The organism is Enterococcus sp. 3G6_DIV0642, assembly GCF_002140635.1.
Lineage (GTDB): Bacteria > Bacillota > Bacilli > Lactobacillales > Enterococcaceae > Enterococcus_D > Enterococcus_D casseliflavus.
On the sequence record NZ_NGLH01000001.1, the window covers coordinates 2422376 to 2445546 of the forward strand.

The 23171-nt window shown below is 42.7% G+C and carries 19 protein-coding genes (1 of these 19 cut by a window edge); 5 read left to right on the forward strand and 14 right to left on the reverse strand.

The features are described 5' to 3' along the window. Positions 1-2: 2 nt before the first annotated feature. From A5878_RS11570 to A5878_RS11580, 3 genes are all read right to left on the reverse strand, one after another. Positions 3-620: a bifunctional 4-hydroxy-2-oxoglutarate aldolase/2-dehydro-3-deoxy-phosphogluconate aldolase gene (locus tag A5878_RS11570; RefSeq protein ID WP_060792350.1), complete on the reverse strand. Its 618-nt coding sequence runs from the start codon at positions 618-620 to the stop codon at positions 3-5. 10 nt (positions 621-630) lie between these two features. Continuing rightward, the gene (locus tag A5878_RS11575) at positions 631-2679 is read right to left on the reverse strand and encodes a BglG family transcription antiterminator (protein ID WP_060792351.1); all 2049 of its coding nucleotides are present in this window, start codon (positions 2677-2679) and stop codon (positions 631-633) included. A gap of 298 nt (positions 2680-2977) precedes the next feature. After that, complete coding sequence (locus A5878_RS11580) at positions 2978-5452, reverse strand: hydroxymethylglutaryl-CoA reductase, degradative (RefSeq protein ID WP_086295597.1); 2475 nt, start codon at positions 5450-5452, stop codon at positions 2978-2980. A gap of 192 nt (positions 5453-5644) precedes the next feature. On the opposite strand from A5878_RS11580, the gene A5878_RS11585 reads away from it, so the two are divergent. The 4 genes from A5878_RS11585 (at position 5645) to A5878_RS11600 (ending at position 10037) form a co-directional block, all read left to right on the forward strand. After that, positions 5645-6805 (forward strand): hydroxymethylglutaryl-CoA synthase, encoded by a 1161-nt coding sequence (locus A5878_RS11585; protein WP_060792352.1) that lies wholly within the window; start codon positions 5645-5647, stop codon positions 6803-6805. A gap of 498 nt (positions 6806-7303) precedes the next feature. Further along, positions 7304-8281: an ABC transporter substrate-binding protein gene (locus A5878_RS11590; protein WP_060792353.1), complete on the forward strand. Its 978-nt coding sequence runs from the start codon at positions 7304-7306 to the stop codon at positions 8279-8281. A gap of 29 nt (positions 8282-8310) precedes the next feature. Further along, positions 8311-9231, forward strand: a complete 921-nt coding sequence (locus A5878_RS11595; RefSeq protein WP_005229245.1) for an ABC transporter permease — start codon at positions 8311-8313, stop codon at positions 9229-9231. Further along, on the forward strand, positions 9231-10037 hold the full coding sequence (locus A5878_RS11600; RefSeq protein WP_086295598.1) for an ABC transporter ATP-binding protein: 807 nt from the start codon (positions 9231-9233) through the stop codon (positions 10035-10037). The genes A5878_RS11595 and A5878_RS11600 overlap by 1 nt, the downstream gene beginning before the upstream one ends. Before the next feature lie 74 nt (positions 10038-10111). Here the strand turns inward: A5878_RS11600 and A5878_RS11605 are convergent, their stop codons facing one another. The 10 genes from A5878_RS11605 to arcA form a co-directional block, all read right to left on the reverse strand. Beyond that, positions 10112-10756, reverse strand: a complete 645-nt coding sequence (locus A5878_RS11605) for a V-type ATP synthase subunit D (RefSeq protein ID WP_005229243.1) — start codon at positions 10754-10756, stop codon at positions 10112-10114. Then, the gene (locus A5878_RS11610) at positions 10756-12144 is read right to left on the reverse strand and encodes a V-type ATP synthase subunit B (protein ID WP_005237151.1); all 1389 of its coding nucleotides are present in this window, start codon (positions 12142-12144) and stop codon (positions 10756-10758) included. Before A5878_RS11610 ends, A5878_RS11605 begins: the two co-directional genes overlap by 1 nt. Then, positions 12144-13919, reverse strand: a complete 1776-nt coding sequence (locus A5878_RS11615) for a V-type ATP synthase subunit A (protein ID WP_010749209.1) — start codon at positions 13917-13919, stop codon at positions 12144-12146. The genes A5878_RS11610 and A5878_RS11615 overlap by 1 nt, the downstream gene beginning before the upstream one ends. 31 nt (positions 13920-13950) lie before the next feature. Then, a complete protein-coding gene (locus tag A5878_RS11620) occupies positions 13951-14265 on the reverse strand; it encodes a V-type ATP synthase subunit F (RefSeq protein WP_005229240.1) in 315 nt (104 codons plus the stop codon). Then, the gene (locus A5878_RS11625) at positions 14258-15259 is read right to left on the reverse strand and encodes a V-type ATP synthase subunit C (RefSeq protein ID WP_060792356.1); all 1002 of its coding nucleotides are present in this window, start codon (positions 15257-15259) and stop codon (positions 14258-14260) included. The genes A5878_RS11620 and A5878_RS11625 overlap by 8 nt, the downstream gene beginning before the upstream one ends. Positions 15260-15273: 14 nt before the next feature. Next, entirely contained in the window at positions 15274-15864 is a 591-nt protein-coding gene (locus A5878_RS11630; RefSeq protein ID WP_005229237.1) for a V-type ATP synthase subunit E, read from the reverse strand. 16 nt (positions 15865-15880) lie between these two features. Beyond that, positions 15881-16354: a V-type ATP synthase subunit K gene (locus A5878_RS11635; RefSeq protein ID WP_005229236.1), complete on the reverse strand. Its 474-nt coding sequence runs from the start codon at positions 16352-16354 to the stop codon at positions 15881-15883. Continuing rightward, positions 16338-18329 carry a V-type ATP synthase subunit I gene (locus tag A5878_RS11640; RefSeq protein WP_015510091.1) on the reverse strand — a complete coding sequence of 664 codons (1992 nt, stop codon included), beginning with the start codon at positions 18327-18329 and terminating at the stop codon, positions 16338-16340. Before A5878_RS11640 ends, A5878_RS11635 begins: the two co-directional genes overlap by 17 nt. Continuing rightward, a complete protein-coding gene (locus A5878_RS11645) occupies positions 18330-18641 on the reverse strand; it encodes a hypothetical protein (RefSeq protein WP_010749206.1) in 312 nt (103 codons plus the stop codon). A gap of 385 nt (positions 18642-19026) precedes the next feature. Then, on the reverse strand, positions 19027-20244 hold the full coding sequence (gene arcA / locus A5878_RS11650) for an arginine deiminase (RefSeq protein WP_060792357.1): 1218 nt from the start codon (positions 20242-20244) through the stop codon (positions 19027-19029). Between the two features lie 433 nt (positions 20245-20677). Here arcA and A5878_RS11655 point away from each other — a divergent pair, with 433 nt between their 5' ends. Beyond that, entirely contained in the window at positions 20678-22675 is a 1998-nt protein-coding gene (locus A5878_RS11655) for a beta-galactosidase (RefSeq protein WP_060792358.1), read from the forward strand. Positions 22676-22759: 84 nt separating this feature from the next. Here the strand turns inward: A5878_RS11655 and A5878_RS11660 are convergent, their stop codons facing one another. Beyond that, positions 22760-23171, reverse strand: the 3' portion of a protein-coding gene (locus A5878_RS11660) for an HIT family protein (protein WP_015510095.1). The gene runs 41 nt beyond the window's last position; the window shows 412 of its 453 coding nt (coding positions 42-453); the start codon falls outside the window, past its right edge; the stop codon is at positions 22760-22762.

Consider the following 23171-nt stretch of genomic DNA (forward strand, 5'->3'; position numbering starts at 1 on the left):
CCTTAAATCTCTGTCGCTAATTTCTGTAGTGATAGCGCTAGTTTTGCTGGGTCAGCAGCTTGCAAGTCTTGCGATTGAAAAAGATTGGAACCTAAACCAAGATAACTCGCTCCATGGTCAAAATATTCCTTGGCGTTAGAAATCGAAATTCCACCAACACCCATCAAAGGTAGCTTGCCCAATGGAGCTTGCACATCTGTGAAAAAGCGTGGTGTCACAACTGCAGCGGGGAAAACTTTAACGATATCCGCTCCATCTGTAAACATCTCATTGATCTCAGAAGGGCTCATTGCCGCCGGTACTGAGAGCACTTGCTCTTTCCTTGCAAAATCCATTATTTGCTTCGTAAAACGATGGGGACCTAATAAAAAACGAGCCCCAGCTGCGACGGCTTTTTGGGCGTCAGGTAACGTTCTTACTGTTCCTGCCCCAATGAGAATAGTTTCACCAAATAATTTGCTTAACTTGTTGATATGTTCTAGAGCCCCTAAAGTATTTAATGTGATTTCAACTGCAAACTCTTTCTCAAGCCCACTCATTGCCGTTAAAACTGCATAAGCTTGTTCATATGTGTAACCCCTCATAATAATTGTAAAGCGTGGGTAATCTTCTACTTTCATCGTTTTCCTCCTAAGTCACTTGTCTAATTAGCTGATAAGCTGTTTTCGTATCTGAGCTTTCCTTCAAACGATTTAAAAACGTAGAATCATTACTAATATCTGCTAACTGATTCACAGCTTTCAAATGTTTCGTCAAATCATAAAACGATAATGGATAAATAAAATGGATTTTTTTACCGTTTGGAAAAGCGATTGGCTCAGCAGCAATCAATAGACTTATCCCATCTTTTAACACGCCATTTTGTGGTGCTGTATGCGGGATACACGTTTGACTCCCTAAATACCCAGCGTATCCTTGTTCTTCGATTTGATCCAAACAATCTTGAATAAACAGCTCTGTAATCATCTGATTTTCTAACAAAGGATGGCAAGCAAATTTCACTGCTTGTTGCCAAGTTAGCTTCTCTGACGTTCTTCTTATAAAATCGGGTTTTAAATAATCAGTCAATGATGGTAACGCTTTAAAATTTTCTAAAGGTGAATCTTGCTTTTGCTTCAATAAAAAGTACTCTAACTCTTCCCTTAGTTGCTTCGTATCATTTACTTGAGCATATGTGCGAATCACCGAAAACAACTCATCAACTGAGCGGTCTACTTCATTTAATCCTAACTCTTTTAACACACGGTATCGCAAACTGATCTGCTGCTTATAAGTCATGATAGGATCAATAATAAATTGCGGTAATTCACTGTTTAATGCAGTAGTTGTAAAAACCAAGTCATAATCCGTTCCAAATTTATAAAAATCTCTTACTGAAAATGAAGCTAAAAAATGTAACTCGGGAAATAGTTTTTTTAAATTTTCTCGCATCAGTTTTGAAACCATAACCCCATTTGCACAGACAACTACTGCCCTTGGTAATTGCGCTGCTATTTGACGAGGACTCATTAATTGAAAACCAAAGTAATAAGATAGAAGTGCCAACTCATCATTTGGAAACGCTCGGCCTAACCAGTTTTCTGTGGGAACAATCAGCTCCTTCATAAGATCCTTCAAAATTGCATGGTTGCTATCTTGAACTAAGCTATCAAGGGAGTACATGCCCAAGCTCAAATTGTATTTTATACGAAAACACGCTGGACGCAGATGGCCCAAAATCCGACGTTCAAATGCCTCTCTATCTTCAATCATAATTAGTGTTTGGTTTTGAAAACTTGTAACCATTTCACTGATCAAACATCTTAATTCACTATCTGAATCAAATACTTGAGTCGTCTTACGTTCAAAAATATTAGATGTTAAAAATAGCAGAGCTAGCCAAGAAAGATAGTTAGGAGACATGCTGGACCAAGGTGTATCTTGAAGCAAAATAGTCAGAACTTTATATTCTGGAGTTTTTCGAATCTCTATTTGTACCATTTCATCTTTTGAAGCAATCGGTGAAGTTGCACGTTGCAAGGTCATTCTTACAGCTGATTGCAGATAATCAACAGATTCATCTGAGTACCTTAAATGAAGCAATTGCTCCATGTTGTGTATCAAATGAACAACCTCTTCTTCGGGAATAGTCGGTGCCAATTTTCCTTTAATATCATCAAGACGAAATAATGAATGCTGCTTAATTAAATCAGAGAGCAGTTGTAAGATTCTCCTTTCCAATCCTTGCAGTTGATAACCGCTTTGACGATCATAGTGAATGGACAGGGCGTATTTGCTAACAAACTGCTTCGCTTTCTTTAAATCTTCTTGAATCGTATTGCGACTTACCGATAAGAGCTGTGTAAAATGATCCATACCAATGTAATCGGTATTAGTACATAAATAACTTAACATGATGGCAATCCGCTCATATTCAGAGAAAATAGTAACCATGGCAGAAGAATCTTCTTTATTTTGTTCAAGAGAAATCATTCGTAACACTTCTAAAGGAATAATAAAATCTCCCATATGGTTACGCCTGATTTGAGGCAAACCGTTTTCAAGTAACTCCTCATTAAATTGCTTAATGGAATAATTAATCTGTCTTCTTGTTAAAGAAAGTGATGTGGTTAACTCTGCCATCTTTGTCTCGGGTTTTTTTACCAATCGTGTGAGAATTCTTCGGATCCGTTCATTCATTTGATTCCCTCCTGATGAAATCATTATAGCTTTGATTCTTCGTAAAAAGATGTATAATTGAAAGCGTTTTTTGTCATAGTTGTTTTTTCTTTTTGTCCTAGTAAAACTATGTTTGATAAATCGCTGCTTGGAACCGACAAATAAAAAAAGTCCTCTATCAGCAAAAGTACAGCAAGATTTTTTATCTATTGCATTATTATCTCCAAAACAAAAAAAGGACGAACTCCCTTTAATAAGGGGATTCGACCTTTCCATTTATTGTTTAGGATAAAAAGTTTTAAAAACTAGAGAACCTTTTTTAATTGCGTATTTCGGTTAAAAATTTACGGGCTTGCTCTTGGTTCATTTGAGTCGCAGCTCGTAGCTTAGCTGCCAGCTGTTCAATCTCGGTTCCTTTTGCCCCAACTGAAATAGCTAATGAACGAGCTTGCATGCTCATATGGCCTTGCTGGATACCTTCTGAAACCAATGCCCGCAACGCTGCCAGATTCTGAACCAACCCGACACTTGCCGCCAGCGAAGCTAACTCACTCGCCGTTTCAACACCAGTCAATGCCAACGCCGCTTGGGCTTTTGGCAATACTTTTGTGGCACCCCCGACTGTGGCGATCGCCAACGGCAGTGTGATACTACCAATCAAACGGTCTTCTACGATTGCCCAGGAAGTCAACCCTTGCATGCGGCCATTACGGGCAGCATAGCCATGACAAGCGGCAGAAACGGCGCGAGTGTCGTTTCCGGTAGCCAAAATCAGCGCTTCAACGCCATTCATGATCCCTTTGTTATGGGTAGCGGCACGATATGGATCGATCTTGGCAAAATCAGCTGCATGAACAATTTTTTCGGCAACTTGTCTGCCATTCCCGTTCTTGCTCAATTTGTCAAAAGGCACCGAGCAAGTGGCTGTTACTAACGATTCCGTAGCGAGATTGCTTAAAATACTAAAGAGAATTTCTACTTCTGGGAACCATTTGCGAAAAAGCTCTGCCACTCCTTCTAAAATCGAATTGATGATATTGGCGCCCATCGCATCTTTGACATCAACCATTAAATCGATCGACACATAAGCGGTTGCTAAGTCAGATTCTGCTGGCGAGAAGTTCCGACCGATCACTCTTCGCAATCCACCGCCGCGTTTCACGATGGAAGGATACGTCTCATTCGCCACTGCAAAGATCGTTGCTTGCTCGGATTCAACTTTTGCCAAAATCGCTTCCGGATCCTGAACATCCATAAAGACGATCTGGCCTCGAAGCAAACGTTCTTGACTGGTCGTCGTAATGGGCCCAGCCATTTTTGCTCCATTGCTCATCGCTGCGATCACCGAGGGTTCTTCTGTGGCTAACGGGACATTGTATGCTTTGCCATTCACTTGCAGGTTCAGCCCTACGCCTAACGGGATCTCTACTTCACTGATTTGGTTTTCGATCAAGTGATTAGCAGTTTCCTTGTTTAGTGTCATTTCTTGAAAAACCAAGGATTCTGCTGCTGTGATCGCTCCTTGTGCTTCAAGAAAGGCTAATCGTTCATTAGGCGCGAGGGCGTAGAACTTTTTTTTTTCTGTTTTTTGTGATGCCGACTCTTCATCAAAATTCGTTTGACTTGCTGTCGCCGAAGGATTTTCTAACAGCATCGCTAGCCCTAATCCGCCGCCGACACACAAAGAGGCGATTCCGTAGCGCTCTTGGGTGTTTTTTAGCTGATAAGCGACGGTCGTTGCGATCCGAGCGCCGGTCGCTCCAATGGCATGTCCCAGTGAAATGCCCCCGCCGTAACGGTTGACTTTCTTCGGATCCAAACCAAGTTCACGTTCTACTACGATCGAAGAAGCTGCAAAGGCTTCATTGATCTCAAAAATACCGATATCTTCAATCGTCAGTGCTTGCTTTTTCAGTAACGTATCGATTGCTTTGATCGGTGAGATTCCCATGATCTCTGGGGCAAAGCCAACTTCGACGATCTCTTTGATCACTGCCAGATAAGGAATCTGATGCTCTTCACAATAGCTTTTTGACGCGATCAAGACCATGGCCGCCCCATCATTGATGGTTGAGGCGTTCCCAGCAGTCACCGTACCGTCTTTTTTGAAAACTGTTTTTAATTCAGCTAATTTTTCGACTGTCGTAGCGGCGCGAATGCCTTCGTCCTGTAAAACGGTTCCTGATTTTTCAGTCAACGGCACGATCTCTTGATCAAATTTCTTTGCTGCTTGCGCTTTGGCAGCTTTCATTTGTGAGTGGTAGGCAAACTCATCTTGCTCTTTGCGAGTGATCCCGTATCTTTCTGCTACCGTCTCAGCCGTCAGTCCCATTGGCTTGCTACTGAATGCATCTGTTAATCCGTCATGCATCATTGTTGACACCGGAGCTGAATACTGATCTTCCGCCTTGTTATAATAACTAAAGAGCGGCGCATTCGTCATACTTTCAATCCCACCAGTCAATACGACGGATGCCTTGTTCAATTGAATTTGCTCCATCCCCATTAGAATCGCTTTCATTCCCGAACCACATACTTCGTTGATCGTTGAGGCTGGAATATCTGAGGAAAGCCCACTTTGCAAGGAAACTTGGCGTCCTGGATTTTGACCACTGCCTGCTTGTAGCACATTTCCGATAATCACTTGTGCGATATGTTCTTTTGCTTGTTGGTTTCTTGCCAACAAGGCTTTTGCAGCAACTGTTCCTAATTCTACTGCTGAATATTCTTTTAATGACCCATGGTATTTGCCAATTGGCGTTCTTAGTGCGTCGATAATGACAACTTCTTCCACGTACGTCACCTCCTCTTGAAATATATCATTAAATCCTCCAAAAAAGAATACCCCACATTCGGTTGTCGCACCCTTTTCTACTTTCTTTAATAAAGTTTAAATTCTAATCAATTCTTTTTCATTTTTTTCAAAAAATATGATACCTTAGAACGTGTAGCCTACTAAGTATGTAGAACATAAAGGAGCGACGGAATGAACGTTGGTATTGATAAAATAAATTTCTTTGTCCCCCCCTATTTTATAGATATGGTTGATCTAGCTCACGCCCGAGAGGTAGACCCGAATAAATTTACGATCGGGATCGGTCAAGATCAAATGGCGGTCAATAAAAAAACACAAGATATCGTCACCTTTGCCATGCACGCGGCAAAAGATATCCTTACGAAAGAAGATTTACAAGCAATTGATATGGTGATCGTCGGAACAGAATCTGGCATCGATGAATCAAAAGCTTCGGCAGTGGTTTTGCATCGCCTATTAGGTATCCAGCCATTTGCACGGTCCTTTGAAATCAAAGAGGCGTGTTACGGCGCAACGGCGGGCTTACAATTTGCCAAAGCCCATGTACAAGCCAATCCACAAAGCAAAGTTTTGGTCGTGGCTTCAGATATCGCCCGTTATGGCTTAGCTTCTGGTGGCGAGCCGACTCAAGGTGTGGGAGCTGTTGCTATGTTGATCTCGGCGGATCCAGCAATTTTGCAGCTTGAAAATGATAATTTGATGTTGACGCAAGATATTTATGATTTTTGGCGTCCAGTAGGACATCAATATCCAATGGTAGATGGTCATTTGTCAAATGCCGTTTATATCGATTCTTTCAAACAAGTTTGGCAAGCCCATTGCGAAAAAAATCAGCGGACAGCAAAAGATTATGCGGCTTTGAGCTTCCATATCCCTTATACAAAAATGGGTAAAAAAGCCTTGTTGGCTGTTTTTGCCGAAGAAGAAGAAACAGAACAAAAACGCCTGATGGCCCGCTATGAAGAATCGATCGTTTACAGCCGTCGTACCGGCAACTTGTATACTGGTTCACTGTATCTGGGCTTGATCTCTTTATTGGAAAATTCCTCTAGCCTGCAAGCAAATGATCGAATCGGATTATTTAGCTACGGATCAGGAGCGGTTGCTGAATTTTTCAGCGGCTTGTTGGTACCTGGCTATGAAAAACAGTTGGCGCAAGCGGCACACCAAGCGTTGCTCGATGACCGTCAAAAGCTAACGATCCCTGAATACGAAGCGATGTTCAACGAGACGATCGATATCGATCAAGATCAATCCTTCGAAGATGATCTGCTTTATAGTATTCGTGAAATCAAAAATACCATTCGTTATTATAAAGAAGAAAACGAATGACCCTGAAAAAAACTTTGCTTCTTTTTTAGCTAAAAAGCTTGAAGGAACAAAGTTTTTTTCTTTCTTTGAAAATAATTGAAACAAAAGTTGTTTTCCAAACATTTTCTGCGTGTTATTCAAAAATTTTCAGATAATTCAGGAAAAACATTTGACAGTCCGCTTTTTTTTGTCTATACTAAAATCAATTCAAGTTTGGAGGAACTTTTTATGTTAAACACGACCGTATCCCCACAACTGAATACCTTTTACTTTAGCTACTTTAGATAGTTTGTATTCATATCACATTATGGATGCAAACCAAAAACGAGTTTTGTTTGTATCTATGATGGCTAAAGCATTTTAACTTGAACTTGCAGCCATGTAGAAAATCTTCTAAATGGTTGCCAATATACGTTTACGCTTGGTATAGGATCGAATCCATTTAGACGATTGTCTGAATGGATTTTTTTGTTCAGGTAAACCCCAATTAAAAAAGAAACGTTTATAGGAGGAGTTACAATGAAAATGAAAAAATGGATCACAACTGGGTTACTTACGGCTTCCTTGCTGGCATTAGCAGCTTGTGGCGAATCAAACAATGCTTCGGAGGAAAACGATGGAACAAAAACAGTCGGTGTTTTACAACTCGTGGAACACGGCTCCTTGAATGCAGCCTACGAAGGATTCAAAGAAGGCTTAGCAGAAGCGGGCTACACGGAAGGTGAAAACCTAACGATCGAATACCAAAATGCGCAAAACAGTCAAGACAATTTAAAAAGTATGAGCGAACGCCTAGTGAATGCCTCACCAGATCTTTTATTAGGCATTGCCACCCCTGCTGCTGTATCTTTAGCAAATGAAACGACCGATACCCCAATCGTAGTTACCGCAGTCACTGACTTAGTTGGAGCGAAATTGGCCGATTCAAATGAAGAACCTGGTCGCAACATCACCGGTACTTCAGACATGGTACCGATTGAGCAACAGATCAACTTGCTGTTAAGCATCGTGCCTGATGCCAAAACGATCGGCATTATGTATAACGCAGGTGAAGCCAATTCAAAAATCCAAGCTGACTTGGCAGAAGAAGCCTTAAAAGCTGCGGGCGTTGATGTAAAAGTATTGACCGCCAATACAACCAATGATGTGCAACAAGTAACCACCAGCCTTGCAAAAGATGTTGACGGCATTTATGTCCCAACAGATAATACCTTTGCCTCTGCTGCTGCAATCGTCGGCGAAGTCGCCAAAGAAACCAAAACACCGATCGTCGCTGGTTCCGTAGAACAAGTCGATGATGGTGCCCTAGCAACTTACGGTATTGATTATAAATCCCTTGGCATTCAAACAGGGAAACTAGCAGCGAAAATTTTGGATGGCGATGCAGAGCCAGCAACGACGCCCGTTGAAACAGCGGATAATTTAGAGTTAGTCGTCAATGAAGAGATGGCTGCTGCTTTAGGGATTGATCCTGCCAGCATCACTGCACCAGAATAACCATACTAACTTAGATTTGAGGAAATCATATGAATTTAGTCGACACATTCTTGCTCTTACTACAATCTGCCACCTCTCAAGGGATCCTTTGGGCATTGCTGGCGATTGGTGTATTTTTAACCTTCCGTATTTTAGATATCGCTGATTTAACTGCAGAAGGGAGTTTCCCCTTAGGCGCTGGGATCGCAGCAATCAGTATTACGAATGGTCTCTCGCCTATTTTAGCGAGTCTGATGGGCTTTGGCGGCGGCATGGTAGCCGGCTTAGTATCTGGTCTGCTCCACACAAAACTAAAAATCCCTGCCTTATTGGCGGGGATCATCACGATGACTGGACTGTATTCCATCACAAATCGTGTGATGGGTGCTCCCAACATCGCCTTGCTGGGACAAGACACGGTCTTCACCCAATTTCAAGCCATGGGACTGACCAAAAACAATGCCGTGATTCTTGCAGGCTTTCTCTTCGCGGCAATCGTCATTTTGTGCTTGTTCCTCTTTTTCCGTACAGAGATCGGCTTAGCGTTGCGAGCGACGGGCGACAATTTAGCTATGAGCGAGGCCAACGGCATCAACACTGATAACATGAAGATTATCGGCTATATGATCTCTAACGGCTGTATCGCCCTCTCTGGTGCCCTCTTAGCCCAAAACAATGGCTTCGCTGATTTGAACTCAGGGATCGGTACGATCGTGATCGGTTTAGCATCGATCATTATTGCAGAAGTTTTATTTGCCAATAAATCTTTGCTTTTGCGATTGATCACCATCGTGATCGGGGCAATCGTTTATCGCTTTATCTTGGCCGTCGTATTCGAATTCAATGTCGAGGCCAACGATATCAAATTGGCATCTGCAATCGTCTTAGTCATCTGCCTCTCCTTACCGCAGCTTCGTTCAAAACTAGGACTTAAAAAGATGCTGCCAAAAACCAAAGGAGGCCAATCCTAATGACTTCAGTCTTAACAATCGAGAATCTACACCAAACCTTCGAAAAAGGAACGATCAATGAAAACCATGTCTTGCGAGGCATTGACCTGACGATGAATGCCGCTGATTTTATTACGATCATCGGTGGGAATGGTGCTGGAAAATCGACCCTCTTAAACAGTATCGCAGGAACGATCCCAACAGAACAAGGAAAAATCACCTTAGATGGGAAAGACATTACCCGTTTATCCGTGACCAAACGGTCAAAAGATATTAGTCGAGTCTTTCAAGATCCACGTATGGGGACCGCGGTTCGTTTGACCGTCGAAGAAAATTTAGCATTGGCTTACAAACGCGGCCAAGTCCGCGGAGTTGCGACAGGCGTCAAAGCGAAAAACCGCGCGTTTTTCCAAGAAAAGTTAGCCAGCTTAAACTTAGGCTTAGAAAATCGCCTTTCTGCTGAGATCGGTTTGCTATCAGGCGGACAGCGGCAAGCTATCACCCTCTTGATGGCGACGTTGCAGCAGCCTAAATTGATTTTATTAGATGAACATACCGCGGCCCTTGATCCTAAGACCTCATTGACGGTCATGGCATTGACCGATCAGTTGATTCGGTCCCAACAGTTGACGGCTTTCATGGTCACTCATGACATGGAAGATGCCATTCGTTATGGCAATCGCCTGATCATGCTTCATCAAGGCAAGATCGTCGTAGACATTGCCGGTGAGCAAAAGCAGCATTTGACGGTCCCTGAATTGATGGAAATGTTCCATCAAAATAGTGGTGCTGAGTTGAAAGATGACCAACTGCTCTTACGCTCTTAACAAGCAAAAAAGGCACGTAGAAAGAATCTCCTTTCTACGTGCCTTTTGCTGTAATCACACTGCTTGCAAAAGCCTTACTTCGCTTCGTTTTCTGCAATGATGTCCGTTACCTTCATCAAGCGAGTCAATGTTGCTCGTTCGTCTTCTGCCAGATTGCTTTCGATGTATTGAATGGTTTCTGTCAGCTTGGGAATCGTCATATACTCTAACGCATTGACTCTTCGCCTCGTCCGTTCGATCTCATTGGCCATCAGTTGACAGGTTTTCTCGATCTCGGCCAACTGCAGCATCACTGGCAGCATTTGATCCAGATGGGACAACGAGAGATCCAGCTCACTGGTGGTACTCACAAAACCGTAGGAAAAATCATCATCCGAGCTTTCTTCTTCGTAAACAGGGTTCAACACTGGCACATCCATATTCATGATGGTTCGGCTTTGCACATCTAAGGTCACTTTATTCAAAGGGATCATAAAGGCTTCTTGCAAAACGACATCGGGAATACTACTAGAAGCTAGCACATACTCTTCCATTCCTGCTTGCAATGCGGTCTCCATCTTTTTACGAAGTTCCTGATTTTTCTTTACTAGCTGAATGAACTGGCGCACCAGCTCATCTTGCTTGTCTTTCAATAATTTGTGACCACGGGTTGCCGTCGTCAGCCGTTTTTTCAAACGACTTAGTTCCATCCGCGTCGGATTGACATTTAAGATCGCCATTAAGAACTCACATCCTCGTCCGTTGGGTAATAGGCGTCGATAAATTCTTCTTTGATACGGCTCAACTCTTGTTTTGGCAAGGTAGCTAATAGCTTCCAGCCTAAATCTAACGTTTCTTCAATCGTCCGATTGGTTTCAAATCCTTGATTGACGTACTCTTTTTCGAAAAGATCAGCAAAGCGCGCGTACTTTTTATCAAGGTCAGATAAGGCAGACTCCCCTAAAACGATCGATAGCTCTTTGGCAGCTTTCCCATCAGAATAGGCGGCATAGATTTGATTCATCGTTGCCGCATGATCGGCACGGGTCTTACCTTCTCCCGTTCCTTTGTCCTTCAACCGCGAAAGACTTGGTAAAATATCCACTGGCGGGTTGATATTGCGCTTGTAAAGGTCCCGCGACAAAATGATTTGTCCTTCCGTAATATAGCCGGTCAAATCAGGAATCGGGTGGGTTTTATCGCCATCTGGCATCGTTAAAATTGGAATCTGTGTGACCGAGCCTTCTTTGCCCATCAAACGTCCTGCCCGTTCATACAGCGTCGCTAAATTGGTGTATAGATACCCTGGATAGCCGCGACGTCCTGGAACTTCTCGGCGGGCAGCGGAGATTTCTCGCAATGCCTCGCAATAGTTCGTCATATCGGTCATGATCACTAAGACGTGCATGCCTTTTTCAAAAGCCAAATATTCTGCTGCGGTCAATGCCATCTTAGGGGTAGCGATCCGTTCGATTGCTGGATCATTGGCAAGGTTCATAAATAAAACAGAACGATCTAACGCACCGGTTTTGCGGAATTCATCCACGAAAAATTCAGCTTCTTCAAAAGGGATCCCAATTGCTGCGAAGACGATCGCGAAATTGCCTTCTTGGCTAGGTACTGTTGCTTGTCGTGCGATTTGAGCAGCGATCTCTTTATGAGGCAAACCAGACGCAGAAAAGATTGGTAGTTTTTGTCCACGAACTAATGTATTTAAATGATCGATGGTTGAGATCCCCGTTTGGATAAATTCATCTGGGAAGTCCCGCGCCATCGGATTGATGGCTTCACCGTTTACATCGATGCGTTTTTCTGGCAAGATTCTCGGGCCATTATCTTTTGGTTTTCCTAAACCGTCAAACACCCGACCCATCATATCTAGAGAAACCCCTAGGGTCAAACCAGTCCCTAGAAACCTTGCTTTGCTTTCTTCTGCACTCAAATTACTGGTACCTTCAAAGACTTGGACAACAGCATTGTCATCACTGACTTCCAGTACTTGTCCTTGACGGATCTCGCCTGTGTCCATGCGGACCTCAACGAGTTCGTCGAATTTCACGCCTCGAACATTTTCGACCACCATTAAGGGGCCGGCGATTTCGGAAACTGTACGATATTCTTTTAACATCAATGAACACCTCCAGTTTCAATGATTCGTTGTAACATTTCTTTGATGTCATGCTTGATCGTATCCAAGCGGGTCAATTCTTCTTCAGGAATGTATTTGCTGCGGGCGATGCGCTCACGCAGATCAACCGTTCCTTTGGTGATCTCATCTAAGTAAGCACCTAGCTGCAGTGCACGTTGGGCTTGTTCATTAAAGTAAAGAATATTCTCCAACATTTTGAACTGCTTATTACGAGATGTATACGTGTCAACGTCATCAAAGGCGTTTTGCTGCAAGTAGTCTTGTCTTAAAGAACGGGCAGTCATCATCGTCAAGCGGTCTTTCTGGGAAAGAGAATCCATCCCTACCAGCTGAACGATTTCTTCTAAACGGCTTTCCTCTTGGAGAATCGCCATTGATTCATTGACTAGCTCCGACCAGCGATCGCCTAATAATTGATCCAAATAAGAATTGATTTGATCTTCGTAAAGGGAATAGGAATTCATCCAGTTGATGGAGGGAAAATGACGTTTTTGCGCCAGCATGCTATCCAATGCCCAGAAGACTTTCACGATTCGTAAGGTATTTTGTGTGACTGGTTCTGAGATGTCTCCACCAGCAGGTGAAACCGCACCAATTGCGGTAATGCTTCCTTCCCGAGGCTGCGTGCCTAATGAATGGAAACGCCCTGCTCGCTCATAGTATTCCGCAATTCGACTTCCAAGGTAAGCCGGATAGCCTTCATCTCCTGGGATCTCTTGCAAGCGTCCACTCATTTCCCGCAGCGCTTCTGCCCAACGAGAAGTTGAATCTGCCATGATGGCAACACTATAGCCCATGTCACGGTAATATTCCGCGATCGTGATTCCTGTATAGATCGAGGCTTCCCGAGCAGCAACTGGCATATTCGACGTATTGGCGATCAATACCGTACGTTCCATGATCGACTTGCCGGTATTCGGATCGATCAACTCAGGAAATTCGTTCATGACATCCCGCATTTCGTTGCCCCGCTCACCGCAACCGACATAGACCACGATATCCACATCTGACCATTTAGCGATCTGATGCTGAACGACTGTTTTTCCAGCACCAAAAGGTCCAGGAACAGCAGCTGAGCCGCCTTTTGCCACTGGAAAATAGGTGTCGATAACTCGCTGTCCAGTGACTAGCGGTTCGCCTGGATTTAATTTAGCAGTAACGGGACGTGGTTGACGAACCGGCCATTTCTGTACCATCGTCAAGGATTTTTCCCCATCGATGGTTTCTAGAACACAGATGACTTCAGTAATCGCAAAATTTCCCACCATGATTTCTTTGACGGTTCCTTCATAGTTTGGTGGCACCATGATCTTATGCTCGATCACCGACGTTTCTTGTACTGAACCTAAAATATCACCGGCTTGTACAGTATCGCCGACTTGTACTTGTGGGACGAAGGTCCATTTCTTTTGGCGATTCAGTGGATCGATGGTGACCCCCCGCTCCAAAAAATCACTCTCTGTTTGCGACATAAATGTATCTAATGGTCGTTGGATCCCATCAAACATCTGAGTCAACAAACCTGGTGCTAGTTCGACAGACAATGGTGCGCCTGTCGTTTCCACGGGCTCGCCTGGTCCGATTCCCGCTGTTTCTTCGTATACTTGGATCGAAACCAGCCCTTTTTTGATCTCAATGATCTCACCGATAAGGCCCTTGTCACTGACTTTGCAGATTTCGTGGATTTTTGCGCCACTTAATCCTGAGGCGGTGACCAGTGGTCCCGATACTTTTTCAATTGTGCCAAATGCCACATTTATTCCTCCTAGCTGGCTGACTTGTCTGTTATGAATCTAATATATTCATTCCTACCGCTTTTTCCACATTTTGCTGAATGCGTGCCATACCGATCCCTAAACTACCCGTACTACTTGGAATCGGAATGATCGCTGGTGTCGGTACTTCTTCGTAACGACGAACGATCGGTTCTAATTGTTCGATCAACCGCTCGGTCAAAAAGATCACACCATACGCTTCAGCCATCTCTTCTAATTGTTGGGCGGCTTCATCCAAATCGCTGACTGGAAAGATATCGATCCCCAGCCCTTTGAAAGGCAAGATCGAGTTCTTACCACCCATCATTGCTATTTTTTTATGCATAACTATCACGCACCCGACTTCTTAAAATCTCTTCTGGCACCTTATTGATTTTACCAATCAAGAGAATACGCAAGTTCTTGCTTTCAATTTCCTTGGCATACAGATACCCTGCCAATGCTGACGGCCCAAAAGGCACGATTTTTTGTTCTTTGAGCTTCGCCATTAGAAAATTGTCTTTGCGTATATCAAAGGTATTCAAGGTCTTCTTTTCTACCAACTCTTCATAACTATGATTGATCAGCTCTTTATAAGGGGTTCCTTGCAAGTATGCCACAAACGCCTCAAGAGAAGTCGTGATCTCTGCTAACAACTCACTTGCAGGTAAATTCCCATGGTCGGCTAAAACTGCGCTGATAAAGCCGCGCTTGCGTTTCATCGCGTAACTGCGCAACGTTGTTGAAATATTGAAGATATCGATTTGACGGCGAATCAAGCTTTGCAGCAACTCGTCTTGGTATTCTTTACCGATCGTCCATAATTGCTCCCAATAATGGTTGTCAAAGATGATATCGATGGACTGGACTTCATGATAGTTCTCAATATAAGAAAAGACTTCTTCCACACAGGCAACCATCTCTTGCGCGACCTGAGTACTTTTTCTGGTCTTGACCAGATCTTTAAGGACGGAAAGTGGCTGGGTGCCGATTGGGACGAGATACGCCGAAAAATCTTCTTGCATATATGCCGCTTTTACTAAAACTTTCAGATTTTGATAGTCATATTTCAAAGCAAAGAAATCAACGATCGCTTTTTCTGGTGTCAACTGATACATCGTTTCGTATACCCGTTTCAACTCAGCCATCAGGACTTGTTCAAAATCGTGTACACGATCATCTTCATTGATGAAGTCACCATAAACCGTTTCTTGCAGCATCCCATAGATTTCCTCTGCGCTGGCAGCTGAGAGCATTCGCTCATAGCGACTACGATCGAATAATTGCGATTCATACGTCCGAATTCTCGTATTCAACGTATTATATTTGATGTCATTCATCTGTTTGCACCTGCTTACTGTTCAAAAATCAATTGCAGTAACGTATTGCTTAACTCTTCTTTGTTGGCTTCTAGTAGCGCATCAAAGGTAAAATTCAACTCAATTGCTTCTTGTCGCAACAAAAAGCCACCCTTGCGAGGGATCGTTTTATTTACCAGTTTCAGCTGAACCTCTGGGACCGATGCTTGCAACTTAGTAAGGAATTCCTCATCAACGAAATGACGGGACTTCTCGCCTAAAAGCAACTCGACCTCACCAGTTAACCGTGCATTCGCCAAGCCTTTCGCGATAAACGTATAAAATGCTGCCTGATCCATCGTGTTCAAACGGGTCAGAGCCTCAGAAAACAGCTCATCTAAGACGGACTGCTTTGCTGCCAAGACCTTGTTTCTTGATTGGATATGCACATCTGAGATTTCCAAATACATCGCCGCACGTTTTTCTTTTTCATAAAAAGCTAACCGTTCATTAAGCTCTTTTTCTAACTGTGCTCGTTTTAAATTTTCTTGGTTTTCACTTTCTTTTTGTGCTTCTTTGATTTGAAGCTGGTATTTCTTTTCCGCATCAGCGGTTATCTTGTCAGTTAAACGTGTAATATCAGACATTCACTTTTCCCTCCTCTTAATTCAAGACAAGCAAGAAGGAAATCACGAACCCTAAAATACAATACGTTTCCATCATCGCTACCAAGATAATTCCTTTGGTCACATGTTCTGGTTTTTTTGCTAAAATCTGCATCGCAGCACTTGCGGCACGTCCTTGCCACTTACCGGCGATAATTGCTGTTAACGCGATCGGCAATGAAGCGATAAACAAATACAACCCGCGATCGAATGAGATCGAACCACTGATCTGACCAAAAATCATAAAGGAGATTACAAAGCCGTATAGCCCCTGGGTACTAGAAAGCAATTCCAAAATCAACGCTTGCCCGAATTTCTCTGGTTGCTCTGAGATCAAGCCTGATGCTGCTTCACTGGTCATCCCCACACCGATCGTTGATCCGATACCACCACAAATCGTTGCGGTCGCTACACCTAAAGCTGCAAAAACAATTCCACCATTTTCGTAAAAGAAACTAATCCAATTTTCCATTATTATCCTCCTGTAACTTTTCTTCTGAGATGATCTCTACATAATTTTCATTTGATTTGAACGGGTCAAAGGCACGTCCGCCCCCCGTAAAGAATTTTCCGAAATACTCTAAATACTGCAAGCGGATACCATGAACATACGCACTAAGGTAACTTAAGAAAATATTCAGGCCATGTAGCGCCACAAATAATAAGATACCGACGGTGAACCGGGCTGCTGGCGGCAAGTAGCTAATGATCAAGTTGAAGGCTGAGGCGATACTTCCGCCGGCAACCCCTAACGCCATCAGACGGGTGTAACTGATCAAGTCACCAACATAATTGGTCACATCCATCAATCCGTACAATCCAGAACCGATTTTTCCTGCCAACGTTTTTCCTTCTAAACTGCCTCCGATTGCCACTGCTAAAAGACTGGCAGCGATCATTACGATCCCAATCGTTTGTAACGGGGTGTCAGGGAAAAGCAGCATTCCTGCAGCGACAAAAACGACACTGATCAAAAAGACGATCCACGAACCGGCTTGGAACATCGCAGCCAGTTTCTGATCTTTTTTCTTCCATAAAATATAGAATTTCAGCGCCAAGCCAAACATGATCTGAATGTACCCAAAGATCACGGATAAGACTAAGATCTGATTGACATCATCCTGGGCAGACAACAGCTGGAAGGAGAATTCAAATCCGAAGAAGTTGCCATAGATCAAGCCCCAAATAATCGTAGGGATCGAGCACAACTGAAAGAGGGTCAAATTTTGTTCCAGCCCTTTGCTGAGGTGGAACAGCTTTTTCCCCAGAAATGTCGCCAGAAACAAGAGCAATCCATAGCCAAAATCGGCAACCATCATCCCGAATGCCACCATGTAAAAAGGCGCCATAAATGGTGTCGGATCTAACTCGTCATATTGCGGCAAGCTGTACATCCGAACAAGTCCTTCAAAAGGCTTGATCCAACGTGCGTTTTCTAATAAAATCGGCACATCAGCCAGCTCTTTTTCCGTCACTTCTTGGTATTCGAGGTAATAGTTATCCGTGGTCCCTTTTTTGATACGTTTTTCTAATTCGGCCGCCCCATCAACAGGAACCCAGCCAGAAATCGAGACCGCATGAGTCGAACGCAAAAGCATTTTACTGCTTTTTAAGCGGGTGATCGCTCCATCTAAATACTCGGCAACGATCCGCAAGGTTTCTTGCTCTTTTGTCATCGCACCAAGAGAAGCTTTGATTTCTTTTTCTTCATCAATTAGACGCTGGGATTTTTCTTTCATCGTTTGCAGATCTTCTTCTGGAATGCCCTCATAAGGGTAGATGTATTGCTCGAAGGCTGCTTTCTTTAGAAGAGTAGTTACTTTTTCTTTTACATCTTTATGGAAAAGTACTAATAAGTAAGTTGTCGTTTGTGATTGATAAATGGTTTCGACATAGACAAGCGGCAGCTTTTCACTGTTGGTCGTAAAGTCAGCCATTTCAGAAGTAGGAATCGATCCTAACAAGCCACCTGATTTTTTTAATTCTTTTAAAACAGCTGGTCGTTCTTTGAAATACTTCCAGATCGACAGTTCTGCTTCTTGTGCTAATACATCGCGTTTTTCTTGATCAATCAAGCGAAGACGTTTGTCTTGTTTACGAAGGGTTTGGCATAATTCTTGCCAAGGATAGGTGTGGGCTGTTTCAGCCAATTCTTGAAGGGTATATTTTTTGATTGGTTGCCGCAGTTGTGCCAGCATTCCTTTTTTGGGTACATATTCTTCTAAAAAATTTAAGCTCCAGTTGACTTGACCAAACTGGTTCTCCATTTCTTCTTCAGACTGTTCCTCGCGAACCGGTGTCAAAACACCCGTCGTTTCTTCAGAATCATAATATTTTTCCGAAGAAAGCAGTTCTACGCCTTGAAAGTCTTGCAGCTGCTCTAAAACAGCTTCTTTCTGATCGTAAAAGGTCAACAGACTGAACTTTTGCATTTTTGCAATTGCCATTTATGTCACAACCTTATTTATTATTATTGCTAATGCTTCTTCTTTCAATTCATTAGGGATCGTTCGCAGTGTTTCCACTTCTGCTTTGGTCTTAGCCAAGAGTGGTTCCTTAGACTGTACCAACTCAGCTGCGATTTTTTGGTTGATTGCTTCTTTTTGTTGGGCTTCTTTTTCTGCCAACTCTTTTTTAAACGCCTTCAACCGTTCTTCTCTTGCTTGTGCCAATTGTTTTTTTTCTGCTTCTGCTTCTTTATTTTTATTTTCCGCAAATTGCTCTGCTTCTTGTAATAATCGAATGGCATCTACTGTCATTTTCTCACCTGCTTTCACTTTTTTTCCGCAAAAAAAACCACTACAAATCAAGCATATGGCATTCGCTGATCGTAGGGTGTCAAAAATCAATAAGTGGCAAATACCTTCACCTATTTCCGTTTTCTAATATAACCGTAACATAAATTTTGCGATAGAACAAGGTTCCTAGCGTTTTTTTATAGTCTTTACATATAAAAGTCACAAAAATTACACATTTTCACAAAAAGAAATCCTTTTCATTTTATTAGGGGGTTAAATGATGACAAAAAAGAAAGATTAGAAACAAAATGATGTTTCAAATCTTTCTTTTAGTTTTTTCTCGTCTTTTTCTTAACTTAAATGCTTCTAAAGAAAAGACAAGTATTTAAAATAACAAAGCATCGACCTACTCACGTATAAACGGCATACTCATACAGCGGGGGCCCCCGCGTCCGCGAACCAATTCGCTGCCCGAGATTTCATTCAAAATGACTCCTGCCTCTTTTAACAGCCCATTGGTAATGGTGTTGCGGTCATAGACCACAACTTCTCCAGGTGCAATCGCCAAGGTATTAGACCCATCATTCCATTGCTCTCTAGCTGCCGCTGCTAAATCGTCACCACCACAGCGGATCAAGTGTACTTCAGGCAAATCTAAATAACGGCAAAGAATGTTTTCCAACGTATCTTTTTCCTCATATACTCGCACACCGTCCTTGTGTTTAGTGATTGAATACAGCGAAAGTTCTCCCTCGATTTCTGGATGGATCGTGAACTTATCATGATCCACCATCGTGAAGACCGTATCTAAATGCATAAATTTTCGTTCCTCGCCGATATTAAATGCCAAGATATGTTCGAAACTCGGTTCTGTGGCAAAAATCGTTTCGGCAATTTTTTCAATTGAGGCAACTTCTGTTCGTTGAGAGATCCCGATCGCCACGATTTTATCTGATAAAATCAGCTGATCCCCGCCTTCCATCCGCGTCGTTTCGTCCCGATGATACAAAAAGTTCGTCTCATTGCGGGCAAACATCGGATGGTGCGTAAAAATTTGTTTTCCGTAGAGGGTTTCCCGTCTTCTCGTTGCAGAATACATTCGATTCAAGGAAACACTGTGACCAATCGTCGCAAACGGATCTCGCGTGAAATACAAGTTTGGCATTGGATCGATCAAGAAAGGATATTCTGTTTCAACGATTGAAGTTAAGTTACTGGCTTTTGAAATTTCTACCTCACTTTTTTTCAAGCCCGCCATCGTATGATCGATAAAGGCGCGATTGTCTTTAATCGACAGGAAAAAGTTGCGCACTTCGTTGCGAATCTCTTCATCAAGGATCGTTGTTTCATTTAAATAGTCTTCTAAAAAGGCCTCTTTGGCACCAGTTGTTGTCAATGTTTCAGCAGCTAGATCCTCCAAATAAAGGACTTCCACCCCTTTGCTTCTTAACGTATCCGCAAAAAAATCATGTTCTTTTTGCGCTTGGGTTAAAAAAGGAATATCATCAAACAACAATCGATCAAGATAATCCGGCATCAAGTTTTCTAATTCTGCGCCTGGACGATGCAGCAGCACCCGTTTTAAAGGGGCAATCTCAGAAAAAATCTGAATTGGCTGGTTCATGAACTTGTCTCTCCTTCTTGGCAATTTTGTTGAATAACTTATGTCATTCATTTTTTATGATTCCTCATCACATAATTATTCATTTCTCTAACTCATCGTGTTTTTTCTACTCGTGACTCAAAGTTTTTTTGGATCATATAGTTATAAATATGCATTTCAGCAAAAAGAAACCTCCGTTAAAAAAACAACTATCTAAGAATATAAATTCTAGATACTTTAATTTACCGCCTTTTTCAATTGTATATTTTTGTTAAAAAAACAGCAAGGCAAAAGAACTGATGGACGATAGACCTAGCTGCGAAACCAGATTGAACTATCTTTGTTTTTTTGGATCATTTCATGATTTTCAAATGATACCGCTATCAAATAGATAAATATTTGCTATGATTCAAGTATCTTGATGATAAAGAAACGTCTATAAAGGAGCGATTTCATGAAAACGCAACGTCAACTTTACTATGGTGCCGACTACAATCCTGAACAATGGTCTAAAGAAGTCATTCTTGAAGATATGCGCTTAATGAAAGAAGCAGGTGTGAACTATGTAAGCATCAATATTTTTGGCTGGGTCAATCTGCAGCCAGATGAATCCACCTATGATTTTGACTTTCTGGACTGGTTGATGGATCTTTTATATGAAAACAATATCATGATCGACCTAGCCAATGGAACGGCTTCGCCTCCCGCTTGGCTTGTTCAAAAACACCCTGAGATGCTGCCTGTGACCATTCATGGCAATCGACTGGTTCATGGGTCGCGCCAGCACTACTGTCCGACTTCCCCTATCTATCGTCAATATGCCACCGATTTGTCAGAAGCAGTCGCAAACCGTTATGCCAATCATCCAGGGCTAGTCATGTGGCATATCAATAACGAATATACCTGTCACATCCACGAGTGTTATTGCGATCATTGTCGGAAAAGATTTCAGACATGGTTAGCAGAGAAATATCAGACCATCGCTGGATTGAATGATGCTTGGTCAACCAAGTTTTGGAGTCAATCCTATGGTAGCTGGGACGAAATTTTTCTACCTGAAGCGATGCCGACCTTCAAAAATCCTGCGCAGCAGTTAGACTATCGCCGTTTTCTTTCCGACATGAATCTGGAGCTCTATCAACTCGAAAAGGCGGCGATCGCAAAATATTCACAAGGCATCCCTTACATGACCAATCTTATGGGCTTGCACAAATACGTGGATGGGTTTAAATGGGCACCCGAAATGGATGTAGTCAGCTGGAATTCGTACCCGAATCCCTTTGAAAAGATCCCTTACCCGCAATTTCTTGCTAACGATCTAACTCGTAGTTTAAAGAAAAAACCTTTTTTGATCATGGAACAAGCCACCAGCGCCGTTAATTGGCGGCAAATCAATGGTGCCAAGACACCCAACCAGCTGCGTCTTTGGAGTTATGAAGCGCTCGCTCATGGCGCTGATGGCATCATGTTCTTCCAATGGCGGCAGTCTCGTGGCGGTGCGGAAAAATTTCATAGTGCGATGGTGCCTCATGGAGATCCTCATTCAAGCCGTATCTTTCGTGAATGTGCGCAATTAGGCAACGAATTTTCGCAACTGTCGGATATCGTTGGGACGCGCTTCTTGGCTGATGTCGTGGTTGTCTTTGACTGGGAAAATTGGTGGGCGCTGGAATTGGATGCCAAACCAAGCACCTTAAAGTACATTCATCAGTTACGCAGCCTGTATGCCGCGCTAAGGGCGTTAAATCTGAGCGTAGACTTTGTCCATCCTTCCGAATCCCTAGACGGCTATCCTTTAGTGATTGCCCCAAATCTCTATTCAGCACCAGAAGCCTTCGGTAAGAAAATCAATGATTACGTGCGACAAGGCGGCATCTTCTTGACGAATTTCTTTAGTGGGATCGTCAATGAATATGACCAAGTCTATCTTGGGGGCTATCCAGGACTGTTTAGGGACACCTTAGGGATCATTGTAGAAGAGTTTTACCCAATGAAAGCAGCTACCCATCACCAAATTGACTTCCAAGGTCGTCGGTACGACAATTCTCTATGGGAGGAAGTCATTCATCTAAATGGTGCGAAAGCTTTGGCAACCTTCCAATCCGGTTATTTGTCCGATAAGCCAGCCATTACTATGAATCAGATCGACGATGGGTATGCGTATTACGTGGGAACAGAATTGTCTCTTGAAGGGCTAACTACATTTTTAGCGACCATTCTGGAAAATCATAAATTAGCGACTCATGCCCAGCACTTCTTGGCTGCTCCTACTGAGGTCTCCGTTACCTGTCGCAAAGGTGCTGGCTATACACTCGTCTTTCTCTTAAACCATACGGAGCAGACAACCAAAGTGAAGCTGAAAGCCCCTGGAGCAGACCTTCTAACCAAAGAAACCAGACAGTTGGTAGTTCTGAAACCAAAAGAAGTCGCAGTTCTTAAGTATGTTGATTGATCTAAGGAAAAAGAACCTCCATGAAGCGATCGCTTCATGGAGGTTCTTTAATAGACGTTACTAGATTCAGGGAGAGTCATTAGACTAGCGATAGGCATTTTCTAAATAAGAGGCTATCTTTTGTCTTCGCTCTCCATCTCTTTTTTCTGAATAGTGATACTCTGGATTAGTCCAATGGGATTTGTCGTACAACCAAACAGGCATTTTTTTCGCTTCGTCGGTTTCCCATTCATAACGGGGAAACAAATGTGCATGAAGAAAGTTATCAGTATTTCCCAATAGTTCATAATTGATTCTCAATGGAGAACAAGCTTGTATTATAGCATCTCCTAAAAGAGTCATATCAGTTAAGAAAATCTGTCGCTCGCTTAAATCTAGATCATTTAAAGAAGCCACCTCTCTTTTAGGTAATAATACACAGTATCCGGGAAGAAATTGGACATCGCCATAAACAGCAAAACTGCCAGACAATTCTTTGATCACCATTGGATTTGTC